Here is a 16,722-nt window from a genome sequence, read left to right as displayed (position 1 = left end):
ACTCAGTTGCCGGAATTCATCACATAGAGCGCGCGTGAGCGCTCGAGGTGCTTGATCATCGCCTTCTCGGCGCCGTCGGCGTCCTTCTGCTCGATACGCCCAATGATCTCTTCGTGCTCGGTCAACGTGAAATTTTCCTTGCCGGTCCAGATCAGCATTTCGGTGTGATATTCCTTCAGCCAGCCAAGCATGGCTTCGCTGACCGCGACGTAAATCGGGTTTCGAGATATCGCCGCGATCTGAGTATGAAATTTCATGTCGGCCGATATGAAGGCTTCGGAATCGCCGCGAAAGCTGCGCTGTTCGGCAATCGTCGCCCTGAGCTGCTGCACATCCTCGGCTGTGGCTTTTTCGGCGGCTTCCCTGACCATGCCGCGCTCGAAGAAGATGCGGGCATTCTTGAGGTGCTCGAGCGTGTCCTTCGACGACGACAGGATGATCTTGGCCGCGCCATCGACCTGTTTGATGATCGACTTGGCGGTCAGCTGAAGCACTTTCGCCCGCTCGCCATGCGAGATCGCGACGAGACCCATATTGCTCAACGCCTGCATCGCCTCGCGGATCGCCGGCCTGCCGACCTCGAAGCGCTCCATCAGCTCGCGCTCCGACGGCATGTCGTCACCCGGCTGCAATTCGCCGCTGGTGATCAAGCGCTTCAGTCTCAAAAATACTTCGTCGGAAAGCTTGCGCCGGACGATCGGCTCCGAACGGTTCATCGCCGCGAATCACTCCTTTGACCGGTGTCTATTTAGCATTGCCGCCACGATTCCCGGAATGCCTGCCCAAGCAGGATATCGCTTGCAATACTTATGTACTCATTATACCAGATTTGGAAGATCAGGGAACTTTTTTCGAGCTATGATCACCCTCACCTATCGCATCGAGACCTCGGCTAGCATCGAGGCGCTGGCGGCCAAAATCGCCAGCGATCAGTCGACCGGAACCTTTGTCGCGCTGGCCGGCGAGACCGAAGAGCTCAAGGCGCGGGTAGCGGCGCGCGTCCTGGCGATACGGCATCTGCCGGACGGCGATCGTCCGTCGCTTCCCGAAGCTGGCGACGGACCCTTCAAGCGCGCGGATGTCGACATTGCGTTTCCACTGGATGCCATCGGCACCGACCTTTCGGCGCTTATGACCATCGCCATTGGCGGCGCCTATTCGATCAAGGGCCTGTCGGGCATTCGCATCGTCGACATGAAGCTGCCGGATGAGTATCGCGGCACCCATCCTGGTCCGCAATTCGGCGTCACAGGCAGCCGCCGGCTGACCGGTGTCACGGATCGTCCGATCATCGGGACGATCGTCAAGCCGGCGCTGGGGCTCCGGCCGCACGAGACGGCGGAGATGGTCGGCGAGCTGATCGCCGCCGGCGTCGATTTCATCAAGGACGACGAGAAGCTGATGAGCCCGGCCTATTCGCCTCTATCGGAACGGGTGAAGGCGGTCATGCCGCTCGTCCTCGACCATGAGCAGAAGACCGGCAAGAAGGTGATGTATGCTTTTGGCATCTCGCATGCCGACCCTGACGAGATGATGCGAAACCACGATCTGGTGACGAAGGCCGGCGGCAATTGCGCGGTGGTCAACATCAATTCCGTCGGCTTCGGCGGCATGGCCTTCCTCAGAAAGCGCTCCAGCCTGGTGATCCATGCCCACCGCAACGGCTGGGACATCCTCACCCGTCACCCCGGCCTCGGCATGGACTTCAAGGTCTGGCAGCAGTTCTGGCGGCTGCTCGGCGTCGATCAATTCCAGATCAACGGCATCGCCTCGAAATACTGGGAGCCGGACGATTCTTTCATCGAATCCTTCAAGGCGGTGACCACGCCGATCTTTTCGCCTGATGATTGCTCATTGCCGGTCGCCGGCTCCGGCCAGTGGGGTGGACAGGCCCCCGAAACCTTTGAACGAGCCGGCCGAACGGTCGATCTCCTCTATCTCTGCGGCGGCGGCATCGTCAGCCATCCGGACGGGCCGGGCGCCGGCGTCCGCGCCGTGCAGCAAGCCTGGCAGGCGGCGGTGGAGGGCATTCCGCTGGCGGAGTTCGCGCTGACCCATCCCGAACTGGCGCGGTCGATCGAGAAATTCGGCGACGGCAAAGCGGCCTGACGCCATGCAAAACCTGCTTCTCAGTTATTATGGCGACGACCTCACCGGCTCGACCGACGTCATGGAGGCGCTCGAGCTCGGCGGTGTGCCGACCGTGCTGTTCATGCGTCAGCCGGACCAAGCGCAGCTTGCGCAGTTCAGGCATTGCCGTGCAATCGGCCTGGCCGGCACCAGCCGCAGCGAGACGCCGCAGTGGATGGATACGCATCTGCGGGACGCCTTCGCCTGGCTGAAGACCCTGAACGCCGATATCTGCCACTACAAGATCTGCTCGACTTTCGATTCCAGCCCGACGATCGGCAGCATCGGTCGGGCCGTCGAGATCGGCCGCTCGGTGTTCAGCCAAGACAGCGTGCCGCTGGTGGTCGGCGCGCCGCAACTCAAGCGCTACACCGCCTTCGGCCATCTGTTCGCGGCCTACCGCGAAAAATATTTCCGTATCGATCGCCATCCCGTGATGAGCCGCCACCCGACCACACCGATGGACGAATCCGACCTGCTGATCCATCTGTCGCGCCAGACTGATCTCTCCTCGGGGCTGGTCGATCTGGCGACGCTGCAGTCCGCGGTCCGCTCCGAAGCGTTCGATCGCTTGCTCGCCGACGGCATCAACATCGTGCTCTTCGATGTGGACAGCCGCGAAATCCAAGCGCTTGCCGGCAAGGAGATATGGCGCGTTCGCAGGCCTGGCGGCACTTTCGTCGTCGGCTCTTCGGGCATCGAATACGCGCTGCTGGCCGAATGGGCGTCGAACCATACCGTCCGTGCCGAGCCCAGCTTTTCGCCGCCGGGCGCGGCCGACCGGATCGCAGTGGTCTCGGGCAGTTGCTCGCCGACAACGGAACGACAGATACGGCATGCTTTGACGGACGGTTTCGACGGGATCGAGGTGGACCCTGTCGAACTGGTTTCCGAGGCCTCCGGTGAAGCGATCGCACGTGCGGCAGCAAGCGGTCGTGCCAGTCTGGAAGCCGGGCGCAGCGTCGTCCTCTACACGGCGCTTGGACCAGCAGCCGACCGGGGCGCCGAAATCGACCGGCAGGAAGGCGCCCGCCACAAGCTTGGCCGTGGCCTCGGCGAACTTCTTCGCGAGCTGACGGTCGAGCAGAAATTGCAGCGCGTGGTCATCGCCGGCGGCGACACCTCGAGCCACGCACTCGGCCAGATGGGCGTCGATGCGCTGACGGTGCGGATGCCGCTGCCCGCCTCGCCAGGTTCGCCGCTCTGCGTTGCCCACTCGCGCGTCAAGGCAATCGATGGACTGGAGGTCGCGCTGAAGGGCGGGCAGGTCGGAACCGATCGCTATTTCTCCGTCATCCGCGACGGTCTCGGCAGTTGACAGCATCCCCCTGCCCTTCCATACAAACACCGTCAATGTTCTCAGGGCGGGGTGAAAGTCCCCACCGGCGGTAAGGACTCCTAGTTGCGCATGATTCCTTTCCGAAAACCGTTCCGGTTTTCGGGGTCATGCGCGGGGACCCAAGCCCGCGAGCGCTTCTCTGATAGGGGAAGGTCAGCAGATCCGGTGTGATTCCGGAGCCGACGGTCACAGTCCGGATGGAAGAGAACGAACGGCGACGGTCCGCTTTCGCGGCTCGGATTCCGTATCGTGCGTCCTGATTCTGGTTCGAAAAACGGAAGGATGGACCCATGAATCAGCATTCCCCAAAAGACTACGAAACTGTCCGCGTTGCTGTCATTCGCGCGCGCTGGCACGCCGACATCGTCGACCAGTGCGTCGAGGCGTTCCAGGCCGAACTTGCGGTCCTTGGAGAGAAACGCTTTGCCGTAGATGTCTTCGATGTGCCGGGCGCCTATGAGATTCCCCTGCATGCAAAGACCTTGGCCCAGACCGGTCGCTATGCCGCAATCCTCGGCGCCGCATTTGTCGTCAATGGCGGCATCTACCGGCATGAATTCGTGGCAAGCGCGGTCATCGACGGAATGATGAATGTGCAATTGTCCACCGGCGTGCCGGTGCTTTCGGCGGTGCTCACCCCGCACAACTACCATGACAGCGCGGAGCATCACCGCTTCTTCTTCGAGCACTTCCAGGTCAAGGGCAAAGAGGCAGCCAATGCCTGCGTGCAGATCCTGGCCGCGCGCGAACGCATCGCGGCGTGAAATATCCGTCCCCGGGTGGAAATCCCGGTAACACGCTGTACTATCTGCGAAAATACCGAAATCGGGAGGATGCAGGTGCAGACCAAGAAGATCATCAATGACGGCAACCGCACCGTCGACGAGATGCTGGAAGGCATCCTGGCCGCGCATCCCCGCCATCTCAAAAGCGCTGAGGGAAGTCCGCGCTCCATCATCGCCCGCGATGGACCTCGCCAAGGCAAGATTGGCCTCGTCATCGGCGGTGGCTCGGGCCACGAGCCGACCTTCCTCGGTTTCGTCGGCAAGGGGCTGGCCGACGCGGCGGCGATCGGCAATGTCTTTGCGTCGCCGCCGCCGGACCCGATCCTCGAATGCGCCAAGGCGGTCAGCGGCGGCGCCGGCGTGCTGTTCATGTACGGCAACTATGCCGGCGACGTAATGAATTTCGACATGGCCGCCGAGATGGCGGCGATGGATGACATCGAGGTGCGCACCGTGCTGACTACCGACGACGTGGCATCGGCGCCGCGTGACCAGCGGCAGAAGCGGCGCGGTGTTGCCGGCAACTTCTTCATCTTCAAGGCTGCCGGTGCTGCCTGCGACCGGATGCTCTCATTCGATGAATGCGAGCGCATCGCCCGGAAAGCCAACGACCACACTTTCACCATGGGGGTGGCGCTGTCGCCCTGTTCGCTGCCGCAGACCCGCCGGCCGAATTTCGAGATCGGGCCGGACGAGATGGAGATCGGCATGGGTATTCATGGCGAGCCGGGCATTGCGCGCGGAAAACTGAAAACAGCCGACGAGATCACCGATGAGATGCTGGACAAGATCTTCGACGAGATGGCGCCGGCGCGTGGCGACAAGGTTGCCGTGCTCGTCAACTCGCTCGGCTCGACGCCGCTGATGGAGCTTTACATCATGAACCGGCGCGTTAAGCGTCGGCTGGATGACATCGGCGTGTCAGTTCACGCGACCTGGGTCGGCAATTATTGCACCTCGCTCGAAATGGCCGGCGCCTCGGTGACGCTGATGCATCTCGACGGCGAATTGCAGACGATGCTCGACCATCCTTGCGACTGCGCCATGTTTCGCGCCGACTGAAAGCAGCATCCATGACATCTATCGACGCAGCCGATCTGAAAAAAATGTTCGATGCGATCGCGGTGGCGATCGAAGCCGACAAGGACAGGCTCTGCCAACTCGACGGCGTCATCGGCGACGCCGATCATGGCATCGCCATGGCACTCGGCTTTGGCGCGGTGCGCGATGCGCTGGCGCCGCTCGATCTCGCGGCGACCGAGCCGACAGCTCTCCTCAACACCGCGGCGAAATCGTTCCTCAACGCCGTCGGCGCTTCGTCAGGCCCGCTCTATGCAACCGCCTTCATGCGTGGTGCTGCTGCCGTCAAGGGCAAGGCGACGCTGGCGAGCGCCGATATCATCGCCCTGTTCCAGGCGATGGCGCAGGGCATCCAGGATCGCGGCAAGGCCGAGATCGGCGAGAAGACGATGGTCGATGCCTGGCTGCCGGCGGCGCAAGCAGCGGCGGCGGCCCATGCCGCAGGCAAGACCGTGTCCGAAAGCCTTGCGGCGGCGCTTCAAGCGGCCGAACGGGGCGCCGAGGCGACCAAGGACATGATCGCCGCAAAGGGCCGCTCGTCGCGGCTCGGCGAACGATCGCTCGGGCACATGGACCCCGGCGCCGCATCGGCAGTCACCGTCATCGGTGCGATGCGGAAAAGCCTGGGTTAGCCCAGTTTCGCCGCGTCCAGCCTGTCGATCGCCTGGACATTGCCGGCCGACGGTCCCTTTTCGTCGAACTCCGATGCGAGCCAGGCGTCGACGATCGACTTGGCCAGTTCCGGGCCGATGACGCGAGCGCCCATGGTGATGATCTGGGCGTTGTTGGATTTCGCCGCGCGTTCGGCGGAGTAAGTGTCGTGGGTAAGTGCTGCGCGAATGCCGGGCACCTTGTTGGCCGAGATCGAAACGCCGATGCCGGTGCCGCAAAACAGGATGCCGCGATCGTTCTCGCCGTCGAGGATGGTCTGGGCGAGCTTCTGCGACAGGTCGGCATAGTAGCCGGCCTGGCTGAGGTCGCTGACGGCGAGGCCGGGTTTGGTGGCAAGATGCGCGGCGATGACGTCGAGCAGCGGCTTGCCGGCGCTGTCGGCTCCAATGGCTATTTTCATGGTCGTGTCCTTTCTTTGTTCGATTGATTTCAGATCGCCGCCGAGGCGCGTTGGAGGATGTCGATATAGCCTTCCGCCTGCCAGGCCGAGCGGCCGATGAACAAACCGTCGACATGCGGCTGGCCGATCAGTTCGGCGGTATTTTGCGGATTGACGCTGCCGCCATAAAGCACCGGCGGCACGGCCGGCAGAAGATCGCCGGCGATCGTCTTGATCAGGGCCTGCTGCCTGTCGGCATAGTCGGCACTTGCCGGAATGCCCTTGTCGCCGATCGCCCAGACCGGCTCATAGGCAAACAGGATTTTTTCTCCCCTTGCCTCGCCTTCGAGGAATTGCAACGCGCCTTGCACCTGGGCGGTCAGCACGGCATTGGCCCGCCCGTCTTCGCGCTCGGCAAGCGTCTCGCCGACGCAGATCAGCGGTATCAAACCGTGCTTTACCGCCGCCGCGGTCTTGAGGCCGACCGCCTTGTCGGTCTCGCCGAAATGCTCGCGCCGTTCGCTATGGCCAAGCTCGACCAAGTCGAGCCTGCAATCCGTCAGCATCACGGGCGAAATCTCGCCGGTCCAGGCGCCGGCGTCGGCCCAGTGCATGTTCTGGGCACCGACCTTGACCCGCGTCGTCGCCAACGCCTTCTTGACCTCGCGAACCGCCGTGAAGGGTGGGATGACGAAGGGCTGGATGCGGTCGTCGAAACCGGGGACGAATCTTGCCAACGCATCGGCGAAATCGATCGCCTCGGCGAGCCCCTTGTTCATTTTCCAGCTTGTGCCGACCCAGTAAACCATGCGTCCTCCTCAATCCTTCTCGACTATTCTTAGCGAAACACCGGCGCCGTCCAATGCCTCTCGCGTCTGGGCTTCCAATTCGCGACCGGTGAAGACGGCGTCGAACGCCTTGAGATCGGTCAGGAAATGCAGCGCCGTGCGGCCGAACTTGCCGTGATCGACCAGCAGATATTTACGCGCGGCGGCGGCCATCATCAGCCGCTTGGTGTGGACCACTTCCTGGTCCTGGTGGAAGGCGGAAGCGCCGTGAATGGCCGACGACGACAGGAAGGCCACATCGGCGCGCAACGATCTCAGCGTGTCCTCGGCAAGCAGACCGAAGAAACCGTGGAATTTCTTGCTGTACTGGCCACCGAGAGCGATCAGGGTGATCCCTCCAACGCCTGCCAGATCCTGTATGACGGCCAGATTGTTGGAGATCACGGTCAGCGGGCGGAGATCCGCAAGGTGGCGCGCAATGCCGCCGGCCGTCGAGCCGTCGTCGATGATCACCGTCTGGCCCGGTTCGATCATCGCCACGGCGGCAGCCGCCAGGCGCTGCTTTTCCTCGCCGGCCTGCTTCTGACGGTAGCGGAAATCGCTCTCGAACAGGCCGCTGGGCTGGATCGAGGCGCCGCCGCGCACCTTGCGCAGGAAACCGCTTTCCTCAAGCTCGTCAAGGTCGCGATGAACGGTCATCTTCGATACGCCGAAGCGCGAGGCAAGGTCATCGACACTGGCCGTGCCGGTGTCCATCAGAAAATCCATAATGCCTTGGCGCCGGCCGTCGCTCTTCATTGTCCAGCCTGTTTCCTGAATCCGGCTCGTTGCGAATCCACAGTGGGCAAACGGCGAGCCAAGGCTATTATAACAGAGGAAATCGCATAGGCGCCAATTTTTTTGTGATGATGTTACATTTCTTTGGGATATTATTCGCTTCTGATTGCTGTCCTGTAACAAGAATTGCTCCTCGGCGGCATGGCCAAAGGTTGCGGTTCACTGGAAATCCGGCCAGAAGCATCAGTGGGCTGAACGACGATTGGAAGGCCCGTAACCATAGGCTTGAAACCAAATACGGGAGACTATTGGGTGGCTCGCATCACATTGAGACAATTGCTCGACCATGCCGCCGAACACGGCTATGGCGTGCCCGCGTTCAACATGAACAATATGGAACAGGGCCTCGCCATCATGGAGGCCGCCGAGGAGACCAAATCGCCTGTTATCCTCCAGGCGAGCCGCGGGGCGCGGGCCTACGCCAACGACGTCGTGCTGGCCAAGCTGATCGACGCGCTGGTCGAGATCCATCCCGATATTCCGGTCTGCATGCATCTCGACCACGGCAACAACGAAGCCACCTGCGTGACTGCGATCCAGTACGGCTTCACCTCGGTGATGATGGACGGATCGCTGAAGGAGGACGGCAAGACGCCGGCCGATTACGATTATAATTCGGGTATCACGCGCCGCGTCGTCGACATGGCTCACTGGGGCGGCGTGTCGGTGGAAGGCGAGATCGGCGTTCTCGGGTCGCTGGAGATGGGCGGCGGCGAACAGGAAGATGGCCATGGCGTTGAAGGCGCCGTCAGCCACGACCAGCTGCTGACCGATCCGGAGCAGGCGGTGCAGTTCGTCAAGGACACGCATGTCGATGCGCTGGCCGTCGCCATGGGCACCAGCCACGGCGCCTACAAGTTCTCGCGCAAGCCGGACGGCGCGGTGCTCGCGATGAACGTGATCGAGGAGATCCACCGCCGCCTGCCGAACATGCACCTCGTCATGCACGGCTCGTCCTCGGTGCCGGAAGAGCTGCAGGAGATCATCAACAAATATGGCGGCCAGATGAAGCCAACATGGGGCGTGCCGGTCGAGGAGATCCAGCGCGGCATCAAGCACGGCGTGCGCAAGATCAACATCGACACCGACAACCGCATGGCGCTGACCGGCGCGATCCGCAAAGTGCTGACCGAGAACCCGAGCGAATTCGACCCGCGCAAGTATCTGACGCCGGCAATGGCCGCCATGAGGAAGCTGTGCAAGGAGCGCTTCGAGCAGTTCGGCACCGCCGGCAACGCGCCCAAGATCAAGCCGCTGCCGGTCTCGGAAATGGCCAAGCGCTACAAGTCGGGCAGTCTCGATCCGAAATTCGGCTGACGTATTCTGGTTCTGAACAGGAGCCGCATAGGCTCCTGTTCATCTATCCGGCTTTCGGCAAGAGTGCCGCTCTGCCGGTCTCGATGAACGGCGCCCAGTAGTCGACCGATTCGCGTATCATGGCGACGACCTGATGATCGACCGGCTCGCGTTCGCGAAACGACAGTTCGAGGCAGATCTCGTTGTCGACGCCGCCGCCACGGCGAACCGTCTCCAGAAATTTTTCCGGCGTGATGCGGCCGTCCTTGTTGTAGGCGGCAATGAATGGCCAATGGCCGCCCTTGTTCATCGACGACTGCTTGATGTGGATGATCGGCGATACCTTGGGAAACGCTTCGGCCCAGGCATAGGGATCGATGTCGTCCGGATTGCTCGAGGTGACGTCGCCATGGTCGATATCGACCATCATCTTCAGCGGGATAGCCATGCCGGCGGCCTCGATGTCCCGATGCAACGCCCAGCAGCTCTCGATCGTATGGCCGAACTCGCGGCCGACCGACATCGGCTCCCAGAACAGATAGGTCAGCCCGGCCGCCTTCGCATGTTCGGCGACCTCGCGCCAGCATTCCATAGCGATGTCGAGAAGCCGCGCACGGCGCTCGGCATCGTCATAATCCTTGTGGGTAAAGATCGCGAACTGGGTGCCCATGCCGCTGGCGCCGAGCTCGGCCGAAATGTCGGCAAAGGTCTTGAACCAATCGACATAGTAGCGGCGCACGTCGGCGTCGGGATGACCGAAATGGTTGAGCCGTCCGTAGGGGCCGGTCATCCCTGACGTTACGCGCACGCCGGTGCGGTCGAGTGCGGCGCTGAACAGGCGGATGAATTTCGAGATCGTCGCTGACGGCCAGCCGGGATTGACGAATTCATGCGTGAGCTGCACATCCCGGATGCCGATATCGTAGGCGATCGCGTCGATAAGATCGTCCGGTTCGGCGAAACGGTTGACCAGCGGATTGGTGTTGAGGGAAAGCGTAAAGGTCATCAGCTTGCTTTCACCAGCCGGCTCGCGCACCAGTCCTCGAAAGTGGCTCTTTCTGCGGCGGACAGATGCAGCCCATGCTTGGTGCGCCGTTCGAGAATATCGGCTGATGTCAGCGCCCATTCGTGCTCGAACAAATAATTGGCTTCCCGTTCGAAGAAATCCTTGCCGAAGCACCGCCCCAGATCGGCAAGCGCCCTGGCCGCACCGATTAGAACACGCGTCCTGGTGCCGTAGAGCCGGCCATAGTGCTTGACCAGCGATGCCGGCATCCAGGGATATTCGCGGCCGAGATCGCCGAGAAACTGCTCAAAATCGGCGTTGGCGATATCGCCGCCCGGCAGATGCCCTTTCGACGTCCATGGCTTGCCCATTTTCGGAAAGAACGGGGCGATCTTGTCGAGCGCGTGCTCGGCCAGTTTGCGGAAGGTGGTGATCTTGCCGCCGAAGACGGAGAGCAGCGGTGCCTGCTCAGCCGATGCGTCGAGTTCGAAAATATAGTCGCGCGTCACCGCGCTCGGATTGTCGGCGTTGTCGTCATAGAGCGGCCTGACGCCCGAGAACGAATAGATGACATCGCTGCGGGCAAGCTCGCGTTTGAAATAGCGGTTAACCACCCTGATCAGGTAGTCGATCTCGCTGGTGTCCGCCGTCACATCTTCAGGCCGCCCATCATAGGGAATGTCGGTGGTGCCGATCAGCGCCAGATCGTTCTGGTAAGGATTGATGAAGATCACGCGCTTGTCGCTGTTCTGGATGAGGTAGGCCTGACGCCCTTCCCAGAATTTCGGCACGACGATGTGGCTGCCCTTGACCAGGCGCACATTTCGTTTGGAGTTCTGGCCGGCCACGCGGTTGATGATGTCGTTGACCCAGGGACCGGCCGCGTTGATCAGTGCCCGCGCCCGAACCGTCGTCCTGACGCCGGTTCGACCGTCGCGCATCTCCACCGACCACAGGCCGTTTTCACGGCGGGCGGCGGTGCAGGCGGTCCGGGTAAAGACCTTGGCTCCCCGTTCGGCAGCGTCGAGCGCATTGATGACGACGAGACGGGCGTCGTCGACCCAGCAATCGGAATATTCGAAACCGCGCTTGAACGCGTCCTTGATCGGTGCGCCTTCGGGCGCGGTGCGCAGGTTCAGCGTTCGGGTGCCTGGCAGCCGCTTGCGGCCGCCGAGATGATCGTAGAGGAACAGGCCGAGCCGGACCAGCCATGCCGGCCGGTCGTCGGGGCTGTGCGGCAGCACGAAGCGCATCGGCCAGATGATATGCGGAGCCGATTCAAGCAGCACTTCGCGCTCGATCAACGCCTCCCGCACCAGCCGGAACTCGTAATATTCGAGATAGCGCAGGCCGCCATGGACAAGCTTTCCCGATCGCGAACTGGTGCCTTCGGCCAGATCGTCCTTCTCGCATAGAACGACAGACAAGCCGCGGCCGGCCGCGTCGCGCGCGATGCCGGCGCCGTTGACGCCACCGCCGATGACGAAGAGGTCGACGATTTCGCTATCGCCGTTCATCTCGCTGGGCCTTCGATGCGTAGCAAGTCCTTCATGGCTCCTGCGGCTTTCAGCACGGATTGACCGGCGGCAGACCGGCGATGTAGCGGCGCACTTCCTCGGCTGCCTGTTCGGCGGCATAGGTGACGGTGCGCACCGAGGCGCCGGCGATGTGCGGCGTCAAGGTCACGTTTGGCAATTGCAGCAGCGGCCAGTCGGCGGGCACCGGCTCGACCGCGAAGGTTTCCAGCATGGCGCTGGCGATCTGGCCGGACACCAAGGCCTCGTAGAGTGCGTCATAGTCGACCAGCGGTCCGCGCGCGGTGTTGATGAAGACCACGCCCGGCTTCATTCGCGCGATGGTTTCCCTGTCGATCATGCCGCGGGTTTCCTCGGTCACCCGGGGATGAAGCGTGATCACGTCGGAGCGGGACAGAAGCTCGTCCAGCGCGACCAGTTCGACACCACCATTGCGATCGTCGGCGCTCAGTTGCACGTAGGGATCGGTGACCAGGATGCGGCACCCGAAGGCGCGCAACAAGCGGACAACCTTGGTGCCGATGTTGCCATAGCCGATGACGCCGACGGTCATTTCATTGAGCTCGCGGCCGGTGCGGTCGGCGCGGTAGAGATCGCCGCGCCATTCCCCCTTGCGAAGGGCCTCGTGCCCCACCCGGATCAGCCTGGTTTCGGCAAGGATGGCGCCGATGGCGAACTCGGCCACGGCGCTCGCATTGCGCCCGGGAACGTTGACCACCATGATGCCGTGCGCTTTGGCGGCGGCCATGTCGATGTTGATCGGGCCGCCGCGCGACACCGCAACCAGCTTAAGCGCCGGCAGGCGCCGCATCATGGCCTCGGAGAGTGGCGAGAGCTGAGTGACGAGGATTTCGCCATCGCCGATGAAATCCACCACCTCGTCCGGATCGCCAAAATACTCCTTGACCTTGTCGAGGCCGAGCGCCGCATTGCCGAACTGCATCGGCTCGTCGGGCCAGGCGGTCTCAAGCGTGCGGATGTCGAGATTGTCGCCGCAGGCCTTCTCGATTTTCTCGCGAAACACTTCGGGAAGCATGAAGCGGTCGCCAATGATTGCAATCTTCTTTCGCATGCTCGACTTCTCAATTTGCCTTGGATGCGGCCATCGAACGCCAGACCGGCCGCAGCGCTTCATGCGCCAATGTGTAGGACGGAACCGCCCGCTCATAGATCGAGGCAAGTTCCCGGTCGCTCGGTTCCGCCGCACCCAGCAGCGGCGTGACCCATTCGCCGACGCATTCGTCCATCGACTTGTATTGGCCGACGCAGACCGCAGCGATCATCGCCGCACCCGCCGCACCGGCTTCCTCGCGTTGGCTGGTGCGAATGTCGGCGCCGACGACGGCACCCAGGATCCTGCGCAAAGCCGGGCTTCTGGCTGCACCGCCGGTCAGCCGGATTTCGCTCGGCAGCGGCCCCATGGCGGCATAGCAATCGCGCGATGCGAATGCCAGTCCCTCGAAAACGGCACGGACCATGTCGGCATAGCCGTGCCGCGACGAAATGCCGACGAAACCGGCCCTGGCGTTGGCATCGACGAATGGCCCCCGCTCGCCGGCTTCCGACACATAGGGCTGATAGAGCAGCGAGGCCGGCTCGGATGACGATATCCATTCATCGACCAGCGCGATCATCTCGCCATTGGTGCGCGTGATGCCTTGCGAAGCGAGGATGCCGGAGGCGAGACTGAGGACCCAATCGATGTTGAGCGTCGCCGCCATGTTCGACTGCATTTGCGCAAAGACCCCAGGCGCCGGCATCGTCATGGTGTAGCCGGTCGCGGCCTCATTGAGCAGCACTTCGTCCGGCGTCTGCGCAAGCCGCATATGCATGCCGGTGGAACCAATGATGGAGCAGCCGGGCTTGCGCTCGCGATCGAGCAGGCCGGCGCCGAGCGCGGTGCAGACCACGTCGACATAGGCGAGCACGACCGGCGTACCGGCAAGCAGCCCGGTCGCCTCGGCAGCCGCCGTCGACAGGCCGGCGCTATGTCTGGTACCGTCGACGATCGGCGGCAGCAGATGCCTGAGATCGGCGACGCCGAGCACCTCAAGCACATCGTCGCTGTAACCGCGCGTGCGGAAGTCACCGAAGGTGAAGGTCCCTTCCGACGGGTCGGTGGCGCGTTCGCCGGTCAGCTTGAAATAGAGCCAATCCTTGCAGTGAAACGCCGTCGCCGCCTTGCCAAGCATTTCGGGCATGTTGCGCTTCATGAAGGCAAACTGCGATCCCTGCTGGCAGGCGGCCAGACCGCTTCCGGTCTTTTCGAAGCGCAGCCGATCATCGGGTCGCGCGCGGATCTCCTCGACGATCCCTGCAGCGCGCGCGTCGAGCCACAGCCAGCCCTTCGCGACCGGCTCACCGTCCTTGTCGATCAGCCAGGTGCCGTCGCCCTGACCGGTCACGGCGATGGCAATGGTGCGGCTGGCGAGGTCCGGCACCTTGTCGGCAAGTTGGCGCAAGGTGGTCGCGGTGTCAGCCCAGGTGCGCGCCAGATCCTGCTCGGCGCCGCCACCCGGCAACGTCTCGTACCGGTTCGGCACCGCCGTGGCCGCGAGCTGCCGGCCCGCCGTGTCGAAGGCGACGGACTTGATGACAGACGTGCCGGCGTCGATGCCGATCAGCACATCCCGCATCAGGCAAGCTCCATGCCGTGCGAAATGGCCATGCCGCTGGCCTGGTCGAAGACGTGCAGGTTCTTCGGATCGATGCTGACCTTGATCGGCGCGCCAAGCTCCAGCCGGGTCCGGTCATGTTCGACCAGGACCAGCGAGCCGCCAGCGAAATCCGCCGCGATATGCGTCTGGTCGCCGAGCCACTGGTTGGCCGAAACCGTGGCCGGCACGCCGTCCTTCGAGCGGCGAACCGCATAGGGCCTGATGCCGATCACGACCCGCTCCCGTTTGAGCAATTCGTCGCGAACCGAGCCGCTGAACGCGTCCTTGTCATAGTCGAGCGAAAGCCCGTCGGGCAGTCGCAGATTGATCTTGTCGGCAGCCGTGCCGACATAGGCCTCGAAGACATTCATCGGCGGCTCGCCGACGAAGGTGCCGGTGAACAGGTTGGCCGGCCGTTGCTTGATCATGTCTGGCGTGTCGAACTGCTGCAGCACGCCGCCCTCCATCACCGCGATCCGGTCGGCCAAAGCGTTGGCCTCGGTCTGGTCATGGGTGACCAGGATCGCGGTCAAGCCACGCTCCTTGATGAAGTGCTTGATGCGGCCGCGCAGCACGGCGCGAAGCTGCGGTTCGAGCTGGCCCATCGGCTCGTCCAGCAGATGCAGGTTCGCCTCGCGGATCAGCGCCCGGCCGAGGCTGGCGCGCTGCTGCTGACCGCCGGAGATGGAGCTCGGATAGCGCTCGAGAATGTCCTCGATCTCGAGCAGCTTGGCGATGCTGGCAACCTTCGCGTCAACCTCGCTTCTCGGCAGCTTGGCCGCCTTGAGCGCAAACGCCATGTTCTCGCGCACCGTCAGCGGCGGATAGAGCGAATAGCCCTCGAACGCCATCGCTACATTGCGCTTGACCGGCGGCAGCGTGTGCACCTTGCGGCCGGCAACCGAGATGGTGCCGCGCGAGACCTCTTCGAAGCCGGCGATCATGCGCAATGTCGAGGTCTTGCCGCAACCGGACGAGCCGAGCAGTGCGACGATCTCGCCCTTGTCGATTTCGATCGTCAGATTCTGGACGGCATGCACGCCCCTATCGATCGGACCGTAGAACTTGTCGACACCTGAAATGGCGAGTGCGCTCTGGCTCATGCCGCTTCTCCGCTGCGCAAATTGACGACGTTCTTCGAGCCGATACGGTCACCGCTCGCACGATCGAACAAAAGGGCGCTCTTGCCGTCGACGGCGATATGGGCCCTGCCCTCGCTTTGACCCGGTGTCCCGGCCGGACGGGAGACCAGGATTTCGCGGCCGCGCACGGTGCGCACCAGCGTGACGATCTTTTCGTTGAGCGGCGTCTCCGCCTCGACGGTCACCGGAATGGCGCCCGGCGTGCCTTCGTCGACGAAGGTCAGCGCTTCCGGCCGCAAGCCGATCACACAGTCGCGGCCGACCGCCGTCTCGTAAGCTCCCGCCAGATGGACCTGAACGTTCGACAGGCCGACATAGATGCCCTTGGGGTCGCGCGACGGCTTGACGTCGAGCAGGTTGATGGTCGGATCACCGAACAGCCGTGCGATCTCGATGTTCGCCGGCTCACGATAGATCTGCTCAGGCGTGCCGAGCTGCTTGATGACACCTTGCGACATCACCGCGATGCGATCGCCAAGCGCCATGGCCTCCTTATAGTCCTGAGTGACGTAGACGACGGTCGCGCCACGGTCGGCCAGCAGCCTCGGCAGTTCGAGCCGCATCTCGAAGCGCAGTTTGGCATCGACGTTGCGCAGGGGATCGTCGAGCAGGAGCACCGGCGGCGAGCCGACCAGAGCGCGGGCGAGCGCGGTGCGCTGCTTCTGGCCGTTGGACAGCGCCCGTGGCTTATGGCTGAGCACATGGCCGATCTTGAGGAGGTTGGCGACGCTTTGGACGCCGGCCTTGATCGCACTTTGCGACGAGCGGCTGGCTTCCAGCGGTGTCGCAATATTGTCGAAGGCGGTCATATGCGGAAACAGCGCGAAATTCTGGAACGCCATGCCGACGCCGCGGAACTCGGCATCGAGGTCGGTCATATCCTCGCCGCCGATGAAGATCTTTCCTTCATCGGGGTCGATGACGCCGGCGACGAGCCGCAGCAGCACTGTCTTGCCGGCGCCGGACGGTCCGAACAGGACCAGGGTTTCGCCGTCGGCGACGGTCAGCGACAGATTGTCGAGAACAGTCTGGCTCTTGTAGCGCTTGACGACATTTCTCAGTTCGAGGCTGGCCAT

Annotated in this window: 16 protein-coding genes and 1 riboswitch; of the genes, 6 read left to right on the top strand and 10 right to left on the bottom strand. The window is 62.9% G+C overall.

The genetic code is table 11. The annotated features are described in order from the left end of the window. Positions 1-2 precede the first annotated feature (2 nt). Positions 3-716, bottom strand: coding sequence for a transcriptional regulator NanR (locus tag NKH73_RS21705; RefSeq protein WP_352936071.1), 714 nt, complete (start codon positions 714-716; stop codon positions 3-5). 142 nt (positions 717-858) lie between these two features. On the opposite strand from NKH73_RS21705, the gene oiaX reads away from it, so the two are divergent. From oiaX to dhaL, 5 genes are all read left to right on the top strand, one after another. Beyond that, positions 859-2,109, top strand: coding sequence for a 3-oxo-isoapionate-4-phosphate decarboxylase OiaX (gene oiaX / locus NKH73_RS21700; RefSeq protein ID WP_352936069.1), 1,251 nt, complete (start codon positions 859-861; stop codon positions 2,107-2,109). A 4-nt stretch (positions 2,110-2,113) separates the two neighbouring features. Then, positions 2,114-3,448, top strand: a complete 1,335-nt coding sequence (locus NKH73_RS21695; RefSeq protein ID WP_352936067.1) for a four-carbon acid sugar kinase family protein — start codon at positions 2,114-2,116, stop codon at positions 3,446-3,448. Between the two features lie 33 nt (positions 3,449-3,481). Beyond that, a riboswitch (FMN riboswitch) is annotated at positions 3,482-3,682 on the top strand. A 77-nt stretch (positions 3,683-3,759) separates the two neighbouring features. After that, positions 3,760-4,233 carry a 6,7-dimethyl-8-ribityllumazine synthase gene (locus NKH73_RS21690; RefSeq protein WP_352936065.1) on the top strand — a complete coding sequence of 158 codons (474 nt, stop codon included), beginning with the start codon at positions 3,760-3,762 and terminating at the stop codon, positions 4,231-4,233. Between the two features lie 69 nt (positions 4,234-4,302). Beyond that, complete coding sequence (locus NKH73_RS21685) at positions 4,303-5,316, top strand: dihydroxyacetone kinase subunit DhaK (protein ID WP_352936063.1); 1,014 nt, start codon at positions 4,303-4,305, stop codon at positions 5,314-5,316. Positions 5,317-5,327: 11 nt separating this feature from the next. After that, positions 5,328-5,966, top strand: a complete 639-nt coding sequence (gene dhaL, locus NKH73_RS21680) for a dihydroxyacetone kinase subunit DhaL (RefSeq protein ID WP_352936061.1) — start codon at positions 5,328-5,330, stop codon at positions 5,964-5,966. Here dhaL and derI read toward each other — a convergent pair. The 3 genes from derI to NKH73_RS21665 are packed head-to-tail and all read right to left on the bottom strand — an operon-like array spanning position 5,963 to position 7,971. After that, positions 5,963-6,406, bottom strand: coding sequence for a D-erythrulose-4-phosphate isomerase (gene derI / locus NKH73_RS21675; protein WP_095483850.1), 444 nt, complete (start codon positions 6,404-6,406; stop codon positions 5,963-5,965). The two genes, dhaL and derI, sit on opposite strands and share 4 nt — an antisense overlap. A gap of 29 nt (positions 6,407-6,435) precedes the next feature. After that, positions 6,436-7,194, bottom strand: coding sequence for a triose-phosphate isomerase (locus NKH73_RS21670; protein WP_352936059.1), 759 nt, complete (start codon positions 7,192-7,194; stop codon positions 6,436-6,438). Positions 7,195-7,203: 9 nt separating this feature from the next. Then, the gene (locus NKH73_RS21665) at positions 7,204-7,971 is read right to left on the bottom strand and encodes a DeoR/GlpR family DNA-binding transcription regulator (protein ID WP_352936057.1); all 768 of its coding nucleotides are present in this window, start codon (positions 7,969-7,971) and stop codon (positions 7,204-7,206) included. A 291-nt stretch (positions 7,972-8,262) separates the two neighbouring features. Between NKH73_RS21665 and fba the strand changes: the two genes are divergently transcribed. Next, positions 8,263-9,327 (top strand): class II fructose-bisphosphate aldolase, encoded by a 1,065-nt coding sequence (fba, locus tag NKH73_RS21660; protein ID WP_095483847.1) that lies wholly within the window; start codon positions 8,263-8,265, stop codon positions 9,325-9,327. A gap of 43 nt (positions 9,328-9,370) precedes the next feature. On the opposite strand, the gene NKH73_RS21655 is transcribed toward fba, so the two are convergent. The 6 genes from NKH73_RS21655 to NKH73_RS21630 are packed head-to-tail and all read right to left on the bottom strand — an operon-like array spanning position 9,371 to position 16,722. Beyond that, positions 9,371-10,312 carry a sugar phosphate isomerase/epimerase family protein gene (locus NKH73_RS21655; protein WP_352936054.1) on the bottom strand — a complete coding sequence of 314 codons (942 nt, stop codon included), beginning with the start codon at positions 10,310-10,312 and terminating at the stop codon, positions 9,371-9,373. Then, entirely contained in the window at positions 10,312-11,829 is a 1,518-nt protein-coding gene (locus tag NKH73_RS21650; protein ID WP_352936052.1) for a glycerol-3-phosphate dehydrogenase, read from the bottom strand. The genes NKH73_RS21655 and NKH73_RS21650 overlap by 1 nt, the downstream gene beginning before the upstream one ends. A gap of 49 nt (positions 11,830-11,878) precedes the next feature. Next, a complete protein-coding gene (locus tag NKH73_RS21645; protein ID WP_352936050.1) occupies positions 11,879-12,919 on the bottom strand; it encodes a 2-hydroxyacid dehydrogenase in 1,041 nt (346 codons plus the stop codon). A gap of 10 nt (positions 12,920-12,929) precedes the next feature. Beyond that, on the bottom strand, positions 12,930-14,483 hold the full coding sequence (locus NKH73_RS21640; RefSeq protein WP_352936048.1) for an FGGY-family carbohydrate kinase: 1,554 nt from the start codon (positions 14,481-14,483) through the stop codon (positions 12,930-12,932). Beyond that, complete coding sequence (locus NKH73_RS21635; protein ID WP_352936046.1) at positions 14,483-15,607, bottom strand: ABC transporter ATP-binding protein; 1,125 nt, start codon at positions 15,605-15,607, stop codon at positions 14,483-14,485. Before NKH73_RS21635 ends, NKH73_RS21640 begins: the two co-directional genes overlap by 1 nt. After that, complete coding sequence (locus tag NKH73_RS21630) at positions 15,604-16,722, bottom strand: ABC transporter ATP-binding protein (RefSeq protein WP_352936044.1); 1,119 nt, start codon at positions 16,720-16,722, stop codon at positions 15,604-15,606. Before NKH73_RS21630 ends, NKH73_RS21635 begins: the two co-directional genes overlap by 4 nt.

This window comes from Mesorhizobium sp. M0938, from assembly GCF_040319125.1.
GTDB lineage: Bacteria > Pseudomonadota > Alphaproteobacteria > Rhizobiales > Rhizobiaceae > Mesorhizobium > Mesorhizobium robiniae.
This window is presented reverse-complemented; position numbering and strand designations above follow the sequence as displayed.

Coding starts and splice junctions, on each gene's coding strand:
- NKH73_RS21665 (WP_352936057.1), bottom strand. CDS start 7,971: ATGAAGAGCGACGGCCGGCGCCAAGGCATTATGGATTTTCTGATGGAC.
- NKH73_RS21640 (WP_352936048.1), bottom strand. CDS start 14,483: ATGCGGGATGTGCTGATCGGCATCGACGCCGGCACGTCTGTCATCAAG.
- NKH73_RS21635 (WP_352936046.1), bottom strand. CDS start 15,607: ATGAGCCAGAGCGCACTCGCCATTTCAGGTGTCGACAAGTTCTACGGT.
- NKH73_RS21630 (WP_352936044.1), bottom strand. CDS start 16,722: ATGGCCAGCCTCGAACTGAGAAATGTCGTCAAGCGCTACAAGAGCCAG.
- oiaX (WP_352936069.1), top strand. CDS start 859: ATGATCACCCTCACCTATCGCATCGAGACCTCGGCTAGCATCGAGGCG.
- NKH73_RS21670 (WP_352936059.1), bottom strand. CDS start 7,194: ATGGTTTACTGGGTCGGCACAAGCTGGAAAATGAACAAGGGGCTCGCC.
- NKH73_RS21650 (WP_352936052.1), bottom strand. CDS start 11,829: ATGAACGGCGATAGCGAAATCGTCGACCTCTTCGTCATCGGCGGTGGC.
- NKH73_RS21690 (WP_352936065.1), top strand. CDS start 3,760: ATGAATCAGCATTCCCCAAAAGACTACGAAACTGTCCGCGTTGCTGTC.
- NKH73_RS21645 (WP_352936050.1), bottom strand. CDS start 12,919: ATGCGAAAGAAGATTGCAATCATTGGCGACCGCTTCATGCTTCCCGAA.
- dhaL (WP_352936061.1), top strand. CDS start 5,328: ATGACATCTATCGACGCAGCCGATCTGAAAAAAATGTTCGATGCGATC.
- NKH73_RS21695 (WP_352936067.1), top strand. CDS start 2,114: ATGCAAAACCTGCTTCTCAGTTATTATGGCGACGACCTCACCGGCTCG.
- NKH73_RS21685 (WP_352936063.1), top strand. CDS start 4,303: ATGCAGGTGCAGACCAAGAAGATCATCAATGACGGCAACCGCACCGTC.
- NKH73_RS21705 (WP_352936071.1), bottom strand. CDS start 716: ATGAACCGTTCGGAGCCGATCGTCCGGCGCAAGCTTTCCGACGAAGTA.
- NKH73_RS21655 (WP_352936054.1), bottom strand. CDS start 10,312: ATGACCTTTACGCTTTCCCTCAACACCAATCCGCTGGTCAACCGTTTC.
- derI (WP_095483850.1), bottom strand. CDS start 6,406: ATGAAAATAGCCATTGGAGCCGACAGCGCCGGCAAGCCGCTGCTCGAC.